This is a genomic window from Pseudomonas purpurea, from assembly GCF_039908635.1.
Lineage (GTDB): Bacteria > Pseudomonadota > Gammaproteobacteria > Pseudomonadales > Pseudomonadaceae > Aquipseudomonas > Aquipseudomonas purpurea.
This window is the reverse complement of the sequence record NZ_CP150918.1, coordinates 2432595-2448040: the sequence shown is the minus strand read 5'-3', so window position 1 is coordinate 2448040 and position 15446 is coordinate 2432595. Positions and strand designations below refer to the sequence as shown.

General features: G+C 60.8%; 7 protein-coding genes. 3 read left to right on the top strand and 4 right to left on the bottom strand.

Annotated elements, in window-relative coordinates:
- The first annotated feature begins 7 nt into the window (after window positions 1–7).
- Window positions 8–1405 carry a VOC family protein gene (locus tag AABM54_RS10960; RefSeq protein WP_347905427.1) on the top strand — a complete coding sequence of 466 codons (1398 nt, stop codon included), beginning with the start codon at window positions 8–10 and terminating at the stop codon, window positions 1403–1405.
- 2 nt (window positions 1406–1407) lie between these two features.
- On the opposite strand, the gene AABM54_RS10955 is transcribed toward AABM54_RS10960, so the two are convergent.
- Entirely contained in the window at window positions 1408–2358 is a 951-nt protein-coding gene (locus tag AABM54_RS10955) for a LysR family transcriptional regulator (protein ID WP_347905425.1), read from the bottom strand.
- A 191-nt stretch (window positions 2359–2549) separates the two neighbouring features.
- On the opposite strand from AABM54_RS10955, the gene AABM54_RS10950 reads away from it, so the two are divergent.
- Both AABM54_RS10950 and AABM54_RS10945 read left to right on the top strand, forming a co-directional pair.
- Window positions 2550–2882, top strand: coding sequence for a hypothetical protein (locus AABM54_RS10950; protein WP_347905423.1), 333 nt, complete (start codon window positions 2550–2552; stop codon window positions 2880–2882).
- Window positions 2883–3114: 232 nt separating this feature from the next.
- Window positions 3115–3846 carry a helix-turn-helix transcriptional regulator gene (locus AABM54_RS10945; RefSeq protein ID WP_347905421.1) on the top strand — a complete coding sequence of 244 codons (732 nt, stop codon included), beginning with the start codon at window positions 3115–3117 and terminating at the stop codon, window positions 3844–3846.
- Window positions 3847–3906: 60 nt separating this feature from the next.
- Here AABM54_RS10945 and AABM54_RS10940 read toward each other — a convergent pair whose 3' ends face one another.
- Genes AABM54_RS10940 through AABM54_RS10930 form a run of 3 tightly spaced genes read right to left on the bottom strand, consistent with a single transcriptional unit; the run spans window position 3907 to window position 15408 of the window.
- The gene (locus AABM54_RS10940; RefSeq protein WP_347905419.1) at window positions 3907–5865 is read right to left on the bottom strand and encodes a MacB family efflux pump subunit; all 1959 of its coding nucleotides are present in this window, start codon (window positions 5863–5865) and stop codon (window positions 3907–3909) included.
- A gap of 2 nt (window positions 5866–5867) precedes the next feature.
- Window positions 5868–7019, bottom strand: coding sequence for a macrolide transporter subunit MacA (gene macA, locus AABM54_RS10935; protein ID WP_347905417.1), 1152 nt, complete (start codon window positions 7017–7019; stop codon window positions 5868–5870).
- A 25-nt stretch (window positions 7020–7044) separates the two neighbouring features.
- Window positions 7045–15408 carry an amino acid adenylation domain-containing protein gene (locus AABM54_RS10930; RefSeq protein ID WP_347905415.1) on the bottom strand — a complete coding sequence of 2788 codons (8364 nt, stop codon included), beginning with the start codon at window positions 15406–15408 and terminating at the stop codon, window positions 7045–7047.
- Between the last annotated feature and the right edge of the window lie 38 nt (window positions 15409–15446).

Here is a 15446-nt window from a genome sequence, read left to right as displayed (position 1 = left end):
CGTCTTTATGAGCCAGCAGAGCGTCGTCAGCCCTGATCAGATCCGCCAACGCTTTTCGCGGGCGATGTCCGACATGTACCGCGAAGAAGTGCCACTGTACGGCACGCTGATGGAACTGGTGGCGCAGGTCAACGCGCAGGTTCTGGACAGCGACCCGACCGTAGCCCAACAGCTGCGCAGAACCGGCGAGATCGAACGCCTTGACCTGGAACGCCACGGCGCGATTCGGGTTGGCACCGCAGACGAGCTGGCAACCCTCTGCCGTTTGTTCGCGGTGATGGGCATGCAACCGGTCGGCTATTACGACCTGACACCGGCCGGCGTGCCGGTGCACTCCACCGCATTCCGCGCCGTGCACGAAGCCTCCTTGCAAATCAGCCCGTTCCGGGTGTTCACCTCGCTGCTGCGTCTGGAGTTGATCGAAAACCCTGAATTGCGCGCATTCGCCGAAACAGTGCTGACCAAGCGTTCGATCTTCACCGCGCAGGCACTGGCACTGATCGAACACGCCGAACAACACGGCGGCCTCAACGAGCAACAAGCCGCGAATTTCGTCGAACAGGCACTGGAAACCTTCCGCTGGCACCACAGCGCCACCGTCACCGCCGCCCAGTATCAGCAACTCAGCGCCCAGCATCGCCTGATTGCCGACGTGGTCGCTTTCAAGGGCCCGCACATCAATCACTTGACGCCGCGCACGCTGGACATCGACAGCGTACAGGCAAAAATGCCGGAACACGGCATCACCCCCAAAGCGGTGATCGAAGGGCCACCGCGCCGTCAGTGCCCGATTCTGCTGCGTCAGACCAGTTTCAAGGCCCTGGATGAACCCATCGCGTTCTCCGACCAACATCAGCCTCACGGCAGCCACAGCGCTCGCTTCGGTGAAATCGAACAGCGGGGCGCGGCACTGACCCCCAAAGGTCGGGCGCTCTATGACCGCTTGCTGAACGCCGCACGCGACGAACTCGACGACTTCCCCAACGAGAGCAACGCGGCGCGCTACAACAGCCTGATGGAGCAGCACTTCAAGGCCTTCCCGGACAGCGACGACGGCATGCGCGAGCAAGGCCTGGCGTTCTTCCGCTACTTTGTGACCGAACAAGGCCTGGCTGCCGACCATGACGCGCTGAAGGCGGCGTCCCTGCAAGACTTGATCAGCGCCAAGTACCTGCGCGCCGTGCCGCTGGTCTATGAAGACTTCCTGCCCGTCAGCGCGGCGGGGATCTTTCAGTCGAACCTGGGCGACGCGGCGCAGATTCACTACGGCGTGCACTCCAATCAACAGGCCTTCGACAAAGCGCTGGGGCGTTCGACCCTTGATGAACTGACGCTGTACGCCGAAACACAGCGGCGCTCGATTGCCGAATGCTGCAAGGCGCTCAACCTGCCGCCACTGGCCTGAACCTACATCAGGAACTCCAGGCCTTGCTTATGGATGACCGGACGGCTGGCCAGCAGGCGTGCCTTGAAACGCTCCAGGATTGTGTTTTCCCCGGATCTGCCGGGCCAGACCAGGTAGTAGCTGTTCCCTGAACTCACCGCCTGGTTGAACGGAAGCACCAGCGAGCCTTTCACCAGCTCTTCACCGACCAGGGCCAGGTCCCCCATCGATAAGCCCCGGCCCTGAATGGCAGCGCAGATACCCAGCTCCAGCGTGTCCAGGACTTTACCTTTGTGCCATGCAACATCAGTCATCAACCCTGTACGCTCAAGCCAGCGCTGCCAGTCCCTGCGATCCCTTGAGGGATGAATCAGTTCGGCCGCAAAAATCCCCTCTTCCCGTGATGCCTGTTGCTCAAGAAACTCGGGAGAGCACACAGGGACAAGCCACTCATCAAACAATTTCACCGACGCCAGGTCATCGGTGAACCGGCCATCTGCCAGTAACACTGCACAATCAAAGGGCTCGGCATCGAAATTGATAAAGTCCACGTCCATCCACTCACTGGACAATTGCACCTGCTCGTGCGCATTCAACGCATTGAATTCATCCAGTACATTGAGCAGCCAGCGCATGGTCAATGTGGAGGGCGCCTTGAGCCGTAGCGCGTGTTCTTTTCGATGCGTGATAATGCACGCGCGCTCAATGAGACGGAATCCGGTTTTCAACTCTTGAGCCAACAGCTGTCCGGCCTGAGTCAAAGTGATTTTCGGCCCTTTACGCTCAAACAATGAACAACCGAAGTGCGACTCAAGGGTTTTAACATGTCGACTGACGGCACTTTGAGTCAGAAAAAGATGGTCTGCCGCCTGAGTAAAAGAGCCAAACCGCGCCGCCAACTCAAAAGCACGTAGCGCATAGAGCGGCGGTAACCGCCGCATTGTCTCACCCATCGGATCATGACTCACACTCATCCTTACCCATCCTTTTTTTACGCTTTTAAAATTGAAAGTTCTGCTAAATAATCAGGAGCGTTGATAAAAAAGGCAGTACATCTCTAATCAATTCAACGTAACCCGATCATCTTCGACAACTCTATTGGCGTATCGTGAGACGCTTCCTGCGACCCATTCGTGCATTCGAAAAATACAGCAGAACACTTGACATGCCAGACTTGAATCTTCTGCTCTCTTCAAATATCCAGCCTGCAACGCTAGCTCAAAAAAACGAATTTGCCATGTTGGATTTCCAGACTTCTGGAGATTCCAGTGACGATGTACGTTCAGAGCGCCGTCCTGTCGGTGCCATGGCGCCAACACATCACGACCACGTCAAGAGCCCGGACAAGAGCCATCGCACGTTCAAGCAAGGCGTTTGCGCGATGACTGCTTTGCAGCTGATTTGTTTCGCAGCCACCGAAAACCCGATAATGACTGCAACTTCTTCCCGGCCAGCCGCCCTCTACCGCTCAGTAATAAACCCAGGCATATCGATATAACCACTTTCGACCAACACCTATACATCATCACTTTAAACTGCCTCTTCCTCAGACTCGCTACCCGCAACAAAATATTCAATGTTGATTCATTGACCAGCAACCGAAGTGCTCTACCCCTGTAATAGAACCCGCTCTTTATCCGCCCCGCCCGGCCAATAACGCCGTGCAAAACTTTTTCAGACCCACTGGCCTAGAGCGCACACTCGACAATTTGAACTTAATGGGTGAATGGATGAACTCACAAGTACTGTTCCCGCACATTGGCAAAGTCATCGCGAGCACGGGCAGCCGTCATTTCCCCCGTATGTTGCACGACCTGATACGTACCCAGTTGGCGGTGGACGCCACGCACATTTCACAACTACGGGTTGATGCCGGGGGAAACTCGCCCCCCGAACAACATACGCCCAAACACATTGCCGGTTTTTCCAGCGGCGCGTTCTGCCAGCCACTCGCCCACGCACGGCCCAGCGAATCGGCGGCGCAACTGCACCTGACCAGCCGCACAGACGATTATCGGTATGTCATCTCGGTGTACCGGTCGAACCTGGCACACAGCTTTTCGCCACAGGAGCGGATCATCCTGCAGGATTTTTCCTCGTTGCTGCTGCCCATGGTCGAAAAACACATCACCGCCATCCATCCCCAGGTGGCGTTGAAAGATGATCACCTCACGACGCTCGACAACATGGAAAACCAGGGAATGGAAACCTTGCGGCAGCGGTTCGCAGACCGGTTGTCACAGTCAGGGCTGGACCTGTCGACTCGTGAAACGCAGGTGTGTGTCGGCCTGCTGGCCGGGCGCACCGCGCCTGAGCTGGCGGAGCAATTCAACCTGAAGGTCAACACCGTCGAGAGCTACCTCAAGCGTGCCTCGATCAAAATGGGCATCAGTGGGCGCCACTCACTGATCCGCTGGATGTACTCCACGGAAGACGCCACGCAGCCTCTCGGTCAAACGTAAAAGCGCCCGGCCAGACAGCCTGCCACCTGCAAAGGTCGGCAGGCTTTCTTTTGGCTGTGATCAATCCCTTGCCAGCGCTTCGATCGGGTCCAGGCGGGCGGCATTACGCGCCGGTACGAAACCGAACACGATGCCGATCAGGGTCGAACATGCGAACGCGGTGACGATCGAGCCCATCGAGAACACCATTTGCCACTCTTTGACGAACAGCGTGAAGACGTAGCCAATGAGAAATGACAACGAGATGCCGATCATTCCGCCCAGCAAACAGACCATCACCGCCTCGACCAGAAACTGCTGCCGAATATCGGACTGTCGAGCGCCGACCGCCATCCGTACCCCGATTTCACGGGTGCGCTCCGTGACCGACACCAACATGATGTTCATCACGCCAATGCCGCCGACCACCAGGGAAATCACCGCAATCAGTGACAGCAGCAGCGCCAGGGATCGGCTGGTCTTTTGCACCGTCTGCATGACGCTGTCGAGGTTATTGGTGAAAAAATCCTTGGTGCCGTGGCGCTTCTCGATCAACTGGATGACGTTGTCTTCCACCACTTTGCTGGGTTGCCCGTCCTTGATCCGCACCGTGATGCTGTCCAGGTGACGTTGTCCCAACACGCGGCCGGCAGCGGTTTCATACGGCACCCAGATGTTCAGCGCCTTGGCGGAGGTGAAGAGGTTTTTGTTGTCGGCCGTCACGCCAATCACGGTACACGGCAAGTTCCCCACCAGGACGACCTGGCCCAAAGGGTCGACCCCGGGCCCGAACAGTTTGTTACGGGTATTGTGATCAATCACCACCACCTGGGCCTGCCGGCGGGCATCGCTCGCGCTGAAGGGAATGCCGGACTCCATCTTGATCCCGCGCACCTGAAAGTAAGTCTCGCTCACACCGTTGACCGTCGCATTGACATCCACGTTGCGATACCGCAGCAGCAGGTTGCGACCGACAACAGGCGTGGCGCTGTCGACGTAGTACAGATCGTTCAGGGCGGCCACGTCGGACGGCATCAGGGTCTCGATCGCGGCGGCACGGCTGTCGCCAAAACTGGTGCCGGGGTAGATATCGATGGTGTTACTGCCAATCGCCTCGATGTCCTTGAGTACATAACGCTTGGCCCCTTCCCCGATGGCCACGATCGACACCACTGACGTGATGCCGATCACGATCCCGAGCATGGTCAACAAGGTGCGCATGCGGTGGGAGATCAGCGCGACCCAGGCCATGTTGAACGCTTCCTTGAACAACCCGAGGCTGGCCACTAGACGCCGCGCGGTATTGGGCTTGAGCGTTGTCGTTTCGTCTGCCTGGAGGTCCGGACCGGCACGCTCGTTGGCCCGGTCACTGACAATCTCGCCATCGCGAACCTCGATGATGCGTTCGGCGTTGGCGGCCACCTTGGCGTCGTGGGTGACGATGATCACCGTATGCCCGGCGGCATGCAGCTCCAGCAGAATCCGCATCACCTCCTTGCCGCTCACGGTGTCCAGGGCCCCCGTCGGTTCATCGGCAAGAATCACCTCGCCGCCATTCATCAAGGCCCGGGCGATACTCACCCGTTGTTGCTGACCACCGGAAAGCTGGCTCGGGCGATGGGTCAAGTGCCCGGTCAGCCCCAGCCGCGCCAGCAGTTCCCTGGCGCGACTGTGGCGCTTGGCTTCAGCTGTTCCGGCATAGATCGCCGGCATCTCGACGTTGTGCATGGCACTCAGGTGCGGCAGCAAGTGATAACGCTGGAAGATGAACCCAAAGTAATCACGCCGCAGTTCGGCCAGTTCCTGATCGCCCAGTGAGCGGGTTTCCCGGCCGTTGATCTTGTAGCTGCCGGCCGTGGCGTAGTCGAGACAGCCAAGGATGTTCATCAGGGTCGACTTGCCCGAGCCCGAGGCGCCGGTAATCGCGACCATTTCCCCGGCATTGATGGTCAGGTTGATGTCCTTGAGGGCCGTGAATTCTCGGTCCCCGGCCATGAAGCTGCGGGTAATGCCCTTGAGCTCCAGCAGTGGCTGCGCCATCGTCAGGCCCCCGCCACGGCTGGCGCGGGCTCGCCGATGACAACCCGGTCACCTTCCGCCAGGCCCTCCTTGATCTGGACCTTGACGTTGTTGTTGATCCCCGCCTGCACCGTGCGCTCCCGGGCCTGGCCACTGGCGTCCACCACCCGCACCGGGAAACTGCCGTCGGCATTGCGGGCACCCAATGCCGCCACCGGCACTGTCAACACATCCTTGGCCGTGTCGAGGACGATGCGCACCTGGGCCGTCATCGAAATGCGCAAGCGGTGATCCGGGTTGGGCACGTCGAACAACGCGTTATAGAACACCGCCGTATTCTGTTTCGGAGTGCCCGCGGTCTGGGTTTCAAGAAAGTTCTGCGGCGCGGGCTCAGTGCCGCGCAACTTGCCGTAATAGCGTTTGTCCGACTCGCCCAGAATGGTGAAGTACACCTCTTGCCCCGGTGTGATGTGAATCACGTCGGCTTCCGACACCTGGGCCTTGACGGTCATGGTGTCCAGATCGGCCAGTTTGAGCAGCACCGGCGCCAGTTGCTGGGCGATCACGGTCTGGCCTTCCTGGGTCACGATGCCCACGACATCACCGTCGATAGGCGCCACGATGCGCGTGTAACCCAGATTGACCTTCGCCGTGTCGATCTGGATGTGCGCACTCTTGATCTGGGCATCGAGGGACAGCAGGTTGGCTCGCTGAACCTCGTAATTGGACTCGGCCGTCTCGAAATCCTGCCTGGAAATCGCGGCGTCCGTTTGCAGCTTGTAATAGCGCTCGTAGACCGCCTTGGTTTCCTTGAGCTGTGCAGCGGTAGCGCGCCGTTGGGCTTGCAGGTTCTCCTCATCGACCTCGGCCTGGCGCAAGGTGTTCTGCAACACCATCGGATCGATTTCCGCCAGCCACTGTCCCTTCTTGACCTTGTCCCCCAGTTTGACCTTGAGGGATTTCAACTGGCCGGAAACCTGGGCCCCCACATCCACCTGCTTGATGCCCTCAAGAAGCCCACTCGCCAGAACCGCATTTTCAATATCACTGCGCTCAACCTTGGCGGTCAGGTACAGGGGCGGTTCTGCCGGCGCTTGCACCGTGTAGAAAATCATCCCGGCCGCCACGGCCAGCACCAGCCCCATACCGATTTTGCGGAACTTCAACTTTTCCATAGATGCCCCACGCCTCCAGGCGCAATCACGAAACGACCTCGCCCGCTGTCACCGACAGACCGTCGTGCCACCAGGACGCCAGGCTGTAGACGTTGGGCGCCTTGAGAATCGTGAAATGGTTACCCGGACCGTGCCAGATCCCCAGTTCACTGACGTACTCGCGCCACCCGTTGACCATTGCCTCCTGCTCACGCTGGTTGCCGACGGTGTCCAGGCTCGGGTCGTCCGCCAACACCAGCCCCACCGGGCCGATGTAACGGTGTCGCGGTTGATAGACCGTGCGCAGCGCCGTACCGAACGTGCGCACCGGCCCCGCCATTGAGTCGGACGTCGAGCGCTGGGACAGCATCCCGGCACGCACCATGCCCTGGTGCAACAGGCGCAGTTGCCCGGCTTCGTCTTGCGCGGCGAAGGCCGCAGCGTCGATACCCAGCGGTTTTCCACACGCCAGTTGCAGGGTTTCAATCAACCGTTCCAGCACCGCCAATGCCGTGTAGGGTTTGCCCACAACGCTGTTTCCACCCGGCGACTCACTGTCAATCAGCGTCAGGGAGGCCACTTCACGTCCACGGGTTTGCAGGCACGCGGCCATTTCGAACGCCACCCAGCCACCGAAAGAATGGCCGATCAGATGGATCGGCCCCTGCGGGTACGTGCTGTCGACAGCCTGCAAATAGTGCTGGGCAGCGATCTCGACCTGACCATACGGCACGGCCTCGCCGTCCAGCCCTCGCGGCTGCAAACCCAGGATCGGCCAGTCAGGACCGAAGGCCTCGGTCAACCCGATAAACCCGGTCACGCTGTCCCCGGCCCCGGGAATGCAGAAGATCGGTGGATGCCCCGGGTTTCCGCCCTGAATCGTCAACAATGGCTGATGTGGCGCGTCAAGTACGGCCTGCGCTGCCGGCAAGGTTTCCAGCGCCTGACCGATTGCCTGCCCAAGGGCCTGGATATTCGGGGCCTTCATCATGTGGCGGTGGTCACCCGAGACCATGACTTGACGCAACCGGGACTTCGGCAAAATGTCCCCCCAACCCAACGTGTCGCTCAGCCGGGACACTTCGCTCAGACGCTCCTGAGCGGTGAACAGGTGCACCGGCATGGGAATCGGGCAGACGTTGTAATGCGCCAGCGCATGACCATGGGCGACGTCGCGATCAAGGAAATTCCACAGATCGGCGCTCGAAGCGTCCGCCAGAGCCGGGTGCAGCAATCGCTGGTCACGACAGGACTGCACCAAGCCTTCGAAATCCAGATTGTAGAGGTCTTGGCGCAGTTGCTCCAGGCGCACCAAGGCTTCGGCGCCAGCAGGCGCCTGTGTTTCCCAGTATTTCGTGGACATCAGCAACAGGTGCAACGTGTGCGCATGGCCCCCGGACCATCGTGGCCGTCCCATGTCGGACAGACGTGGCACGTAAGTGTCGAGCAGGCCCAGGAACTCGACCTGCTCATCAAGGCCAAGCAGTTGTGTTGCGATTTCGTAGGCCAGTACCCCGCCGAACGACCAACCGGCGAGCCGGTAAGGACCATGCGGTTGTACCGAGCGGATGATGTTTACCAGCCGGGTGGCCAGGCATTCCATGGTCCGCAACTGGGGTTGCCCCAAAGCGATACCCGGTAACCCGTAGATCGGGAAGTCTCCTTCGATATGCTTGCCCAGTGCCGGGAAATAAACACTGTCACCGCTGAACTCATGCACCAGGAACAACGGCCGTTGCGTACCGGTACTGCGTACCGTTGTCAGGTTGTCCTGACGCTCCGGTGGCGATGTCCGCTGACTCAGCATCGAGGCTATCGCTTCGACACGGGCATGCTGAAACAACTCGGCCAACGACACATGCAGGTCGGCCTCTTCCAACAAATTCACCAGTCGGATCGCCAACAACGAGTGGCCGCCCAGTTCGAAGAAACAGTCATGACGCCCCACTCGCTCGACCTTGAGCACCTCGGCCCAGATCTGCGCCAGAAGGGTTTCCAGTGCACCTTGTGGCGCTTCGTAGCCACGGCAGATCAATGCGTCCAGCCCAGGTTCCGGCAGGGCCTTGCGGTCCAGTTTGCCGTTGGCGGTCAGCGGCAAGTTGTCCAGTTTCACGTAGGCCGAGGGCAGCATGTAACTCGGCAATGTTGCTTGCAGTTGGGTCCTTAGCTGCTCGATTTCCAACGGCGTGTGTTCGGTGACATACGCCACCAACCGTCCCTCACGTACCAGCACCACGGCTTCTTTCACCGACTCCAGTGCCGCCAGTTTGGCTTCGATTTCGCCCAGTTCGATGCGCACGCCACGGATCTTCACCTGATCGTCGTTGCGCCCCAGGTACTCGATGTTGCCGTCCGCCAGCCAACGCGCCAGATCACCGGTGCGGTACATCCGCGCTTCTTTTTCAGTACTGAACGGGTCCGTGAGGAAACGCTCGGCGGTCAGTTCCGGACGGTTCAAATAGCCCCGCGCCACGCCCGCGCCACCGACATACAACTCACCCGCCACACCCACCGGCACCGGGCGCATCTGCTCGTCGAGCAGGTACACCTTGGCGTTGGCCATCGGCTTGCCGATGTGCAGCGTCTGTCCGACTTCGATGCGGCCCGAGGTCGCCACAACGGTGGCTTCGGTCGGGCCGTAGTTGTTGATCAGCGCGAAACGCTGGACCTTGCTGAACTGCCGCAGGCGATCACCGCCCACCAGCAACGTGCGCAAGGTCGGGTGTTCCAGGCCCTGACTGATGGCATATTCGGCCACTGGGGTGGGCAGGAAACTCACGTCCAGCGGTTGCGCGCGCCACCAGTTGAGCAGCGCATCGATGTCTTCATTGCCGTCGTGCGCAGGCGGCAAATGTAGGGTCGCGCCGGCGCACAAGGCTGGCCAGACTTCCCAGGCCATGGCATCGAAGCCGAAACCGGCGACGCTGGAGGTGTGGCTGCCCTGATGCAGGTTGAAGGCATCGCAATGCCAGTTCACCAGGTTTTCCAGAGTGTGATGTTCAACCATCACGCCTTTGGGCAAACCGGTGGAGCCGGAGGTGTAGATCACGTAGGCCAGGTGTGCGGGCGTCAACTCAGGAAGGTGTAAATTCGAGACGGATTTGTCCTGCCACAGGCAACTGTCGAGATTGATCACTGGCACTGCCAGCACCGGCAACCGCGCCAGCAAATCCTGCTGCGTCAGCACCGCCACCGGACCGCTGTCGCTGAGCAAATAGCCCAAGCGCTCAACTGGATGGGACGGATCAATCGGCACATAACACGCGCCGGACTTGAGAATCGCCAGCAACCCGACCAGCGTGTCCAGCCCACGACGGGCAACGATGGCCACCCGATCATCCGGCTGCACGCCCAGTTCACGCAGGTGATGAGCCAACTGATTAGCCTGTTGGTTCAACTGCCCGTAGTTCAGGCCCTGCCCTTGATAAAACGCCGCAACTGCGTGCGGATGTTCGGCGGCTTGCGCCTCAACCCGTTGGTGAATGGTCAACCCGTGCGGGTAGTCGACGTGGGTGGCGTTGAAGTCCACCAGCAGTTGCTGACGTTCGGCCGGCGGCAGGATCGACAAGTGATTCAGCGCGACCTGAGGTGTCTGCGCCAAGGCGTGCACCAGATGCTCCAGCGCCGTGTACATGTAGTCAAACACCCGCTGCGCGCCAATCGCCTTAGGCGCCACGGTGCTCAGGCGGAAGTCTGCGCCCAGGTCATCCACCGACAGCAGCAGCGGATAGCTGACGACCCCCTCGCTGTCCAGCATGTCGATACCCTGCCACGCCCGCTGCGCCTGCTCACCGCTCGACGCCACGCCATGCCGATAATTGAGCAAGGCATTGAACAGCGGCATCGGTGCCGCGACTCCACTGCAACGCTGTGCCAGCGTCAATGGCGCATGTTCGTGAGCCAGCAAGGCACTCAAGCGTTCGTGTGTCGTTTTTACCGCTGCCTGCACGCTTTGATTACCCGGATTGACCCGCAGCGGCAAGGTGTTGATGAACATGCCCAAGGCGCGGTCGGCGCCTTCACCGGCCTGCAAACGCCCGAGCAATACGGTGCCGAAGACCACGTCGTCGCGCCCCGACACTGCCCCCAATACATGCGCCCAGGCCAGGTGGTACAGGCTCGCCGCACTCACCCCCAATTGCCGGCCCTGCACGCGCAGGCGCTGACTGAGTGACGGCTCCAACAGGTGTTGAACCTCTTCGCTGGCATCCGCGTTGCCCTGCACCTCCTGTATACCGAACGGCAGCGTCGGTTCGTCGACGTCCGCCAGCATCTCGCCAAAAAACGCTTCGTGCTGCTCGCGACTGACGCCCGAGCAGGCCTGTGCCACGTAATTGCGGTACGGCACCGACGCGGCCAGGAGGTGTGCCTGACCGAGCATATGGGCTTCGATCTCCTCGATCAGTACGCCCAGTGAAGCGGCATCGTTGATCAGGTGATGGAACACCAGCATGCCGATCCAGCGCTTGTTCAGCGGGTCTTCGGCATAACCGACATGCATCATTGGCGCCCGGCCAATCTCCAGACGGTAGTGACGCGAATCGAGCCGCTCACGCAACTGCCCGGCGACATCGCCTGAGCCAGGCGTGAGCGCAATCGCCTCAACCCCCAGCGGCGCCTCGCGCCAGACCACTTGTACCGGCGCCTCCAGCCCGTCCCAGACCAGGCTGGTGCGCAAAATATCGTGCCGGGCAATCACCCCTTGCAGTGCCTGGGTGAAAGCGTGCAGGCGTTCACGGCTGTCAAAGGCGAACAGCGCGTTTTGCTGGTACGGGTCGCCCTGTTCGGCAGTGATGTGGTGGTAGAGGATGCCTTCCTGCAATGGCGCCAAGGGGTAGATGTCCTGCACGTTGGCCGCACCACCGGGCACCCCCGCGACGATGCGATCGATGGCGTCCTGGTTCAGCGTTGCCAGGGGCAACAGGTCCGGGGTGATCCGTGTGCAACCGGACGGGATCAGGTTCGCCGGAACCTGGATTTCCCGACCACTGCCCACCGCAGCGGCCAGTGCCGCCAGCGTCGGCTGGCTGAACAACACCCGCACGTCTGCGCTCAACCCGACCTGGCGCATACGCTCGATCAAGCTAACCGCCAGCAGCGAGTGCCCGCCCAGTTCGAAGAAGTGATCATGGCGACCGACCTGCTCGACCTTGAGCACCTCGGCCCAGAGGTGCGCCAACGTGGTTTCGACTTCGCCTTGGGGCACTTCGTAGCCACGGTTGGGCATCGCCTCCTGATCCGGGGCCGGCAGGGCCTTGCGGTCCAGTTTGCCGTTGGCGGTCAGTGGCAAGGTCTCCAGTTTTACGTAGGCTGACGGCACCATGTAGTCGGGCAGTTGGCCTTGCAGATGCGTGCGCAGATCATCGATCCGCAGACTTTCACCCACCTCGTGTGCCGTGTAGTAGGCCACCAGGCGCTTGTCCCCCGGCACCTCTTCGCGGGCCAGCACGACGCAGTCCTTCACCCCAGGGTGTGTGTTCAATCGCGCTTCGATTTCACCCGGTTCGATGCGGAAACCACGAATCTTCACCTGGCTGTCATTGCGCCCTTGGTACTGCAAGGTGCCGTCCGCCAACCAGCACGCCAGGTCGCCCGTGCGGTACATCAGCGTTCCAGGTTGAGCGTTGAACGGATCGGTCAGGAACCTCTCGGCGCTCAGTTCCGGCTGGTTCAGGTAACCCTTCGCCACACCGGCACCGCCGATGTACAACTCACCGACCACGCCCACCGGTACCGGTTGCTGCCAGGCATCGAGTACGTAACCCCGAGTGTTGCCAACCGGCCGACCGATGGGAATGCTGCCCGCGCCCGCGGACGTGATCTCGAACGTCGTCGAAAACGTCGTTGCTTCGGTCGGGCCATAGCCGTTGAGCAGGTGCTGCGGTGCAGCGTCTTTCAGAACCCGGGCAATGATCGCCGGATCCAGCACGTCACCGCCAACGATCAGGTAGCGCAGCTGGCCGAACACCGCCATCAAATGATCGGCGTACTGATGGAACAATCCGGCAGTCATCCACAACACGCTGACCGACTGTTCCTGCAACAGCGAACGAAAAGCGCCCTGTGAAAGCAGGACATCCTGCTCGACCACCACGACGCAAGCGCCATTGAGCAGCGGCGCCCAGACATCCATGGTGCTGGCGTCGAACGCCGGGTTCGAGGCAAACGCGACACGGTCGTGTTCGTTGAAATCGGCGTAACCGTTGTTGATCACCAGCCGCGTGATCCCTCGGTGCGGCACCAACACGCCCTTCGGGGTACCGGTGGAACCGGAGGTGTACATGATGTACGCCACCGACTCCGAGGATTGCGCCAGGTCTGGGTTGTACACCGGTTGATGCTCGAGAGTCAGGCTGTCCAGGTCCACACGCCGGACCCCAAACCCCAGAGACGCCGAATGGTGTGTCAACAGCGCTACGGCCTGGCTGTCTTGCACCATGAAGTTCTGACGCTCGGCCGGAGCGTTGATGTCCAGTGGCACGTACACCGCCGCACACTTGCCGATGGCCAACTGGCTGACCAGCAAGTCCACCGAGCGCTCCAACAGGATCGCCACGCTGTCGCCCGGTTGTATCCCGAGGTCCAGCAGATAATGAGCCAGTTGGTTTGCCCTGCGGTTGAGTTCGCCGTAGCTCACTGACTGCCCACCCTGCACGGCCGCCAAGGCGTTCGGGCGCGCCAGCACCTGCGCTTCGAACAGACCGTGAACGGTCTGTTCATGCGGGTAATCGCGCTCGGTGGCGTTGAAGTCCACCAACAGTTGTCGACGCTCGGCTGCCGGCAGGATTGCTATCTGGTTCAGCGCAATCGGAGCTGTTTGCTGCAACGCCTGCGCCAGGCTTTCCAGCGCCGTGTGCAGGTAGCCGCAGAGACGTTGCGCGCCGATGGACGACGCCGCGAGTGCTGTGAGGCCGAACCCCTTGCCCGAGTCATCCACGCTGAGGGTCAGCGGATAGTTGGTGCGTTCCTCAGCCTTGAGCAATTGAATACCTTGCCAGGCCTCTATGGCCTCAACCGCCACCTCGGCAGCGGCGCCCGAGGCGTTGTGTCGGTAATTGAGCAAGGCGCTGAACAGTGGCGTTGTCGAGGCCACGCGACTGCACCGTTGTGCCTGGGCCAATGAAGCGTGTTCATGGCGCAACAAGGTGGTCAGCCGCGCATGGGTGGCCTTGATGCCCGCCCGTACATCCTGGGCGCCGACATCAATGCGCAGCGGCAAGGTATTGATGAAGATCCCCAATGCCCGGTCAGTGTCCTGCGCACCGTGCATCCGGCCCAGCAGCACGGTGCCGAACACCACGTTTTCCTTACCCGACACGGCCCCCAGTACACGGGCCCACGCCAGGTGGAACACGCTGGCGGCGCTCACCCCGAGTTGGCGCGCCTGAGCGCGCAAGCATTCGCCCAGAACGGGGTCGACCGGCAGCGTGAACGTTTCGATCCCACTGCCGTCACCATGTACATCCTGCAAACCGAACGGCAGGGTCGGTTCTTCAATATCCCCCAGCATGTCGCGGAAAAAACCTTCGTGTTCCTGCTCGCTGAGGCCCAGACGCGCCTGGGCGACGTAGTTGCGGAACGGCACCGCGTGGCCCAAGCGGTCAGCCTGACCGGTCAAGTACGCCTGCATTTCATGACGCACCACGTCCATCGCGCTGTGGTCCGTGGCCATGTGATGGAACAGCAGCGTCGCGACAATGCGCTGCTGGCGCTCGTCCCTGGCGTAAGCCAGGCGCATCAAGGGCGCCTGGGCCACGTCCAGGCGGTAATGCCGGGCATCGAAGTACGCATGCAGTTGGGTGCCGATGTCACCGGCCGCCGGATCGAGCCGGACCTCCTGAAGATGCAGGTCGGCCTTGCGCCACACCACTTGCACCGGGTTGTCCAGGCCCTCCCAGAGAACGCTGGTACGCAGGATGTCATGACGGTCGATAACCGCCTGCAACGCCTGGACAAATACACCCAGGCGTTCCGGGCTGTCGAATGCGAATTGGGATTGCAATACGTAAGGGTCGCCCTGTTCGGCGCTGATGTGGTGATAAAGGATGCCTTCCTGAAGCGGCGCCAACGGGTAGATGTCCTGCACGTTGACCGCGCCACCAGGCACCGTAGCGACAATGCGGTCAATCGCGTCCTGACCCAGCGCGACCAGCGGCAGCATGCCGGGGGTGATCTGCGTACAGCCTGGCGGGATGCCGTTGTCCGGAACCGTGACCTGCCCGGTCTTGCTGGCCGAATACTGCCCGGACTTGATCATTTCAATCAGGGTTGGCTTGTACTCGCGCAACGAGGCCAGCACCGCTGGCTCCTTCAGCGACTGCTTGTTGCCTTGCACAACGAGCTGATCCCCTCTGATCGAAAGCACTACGCCCTTTTCTTTCAGTGTCGCCAACAGTTCGATCACGCTCACAGGACAATCTCCATTCTTTCCATGATTGCGGCGTATTC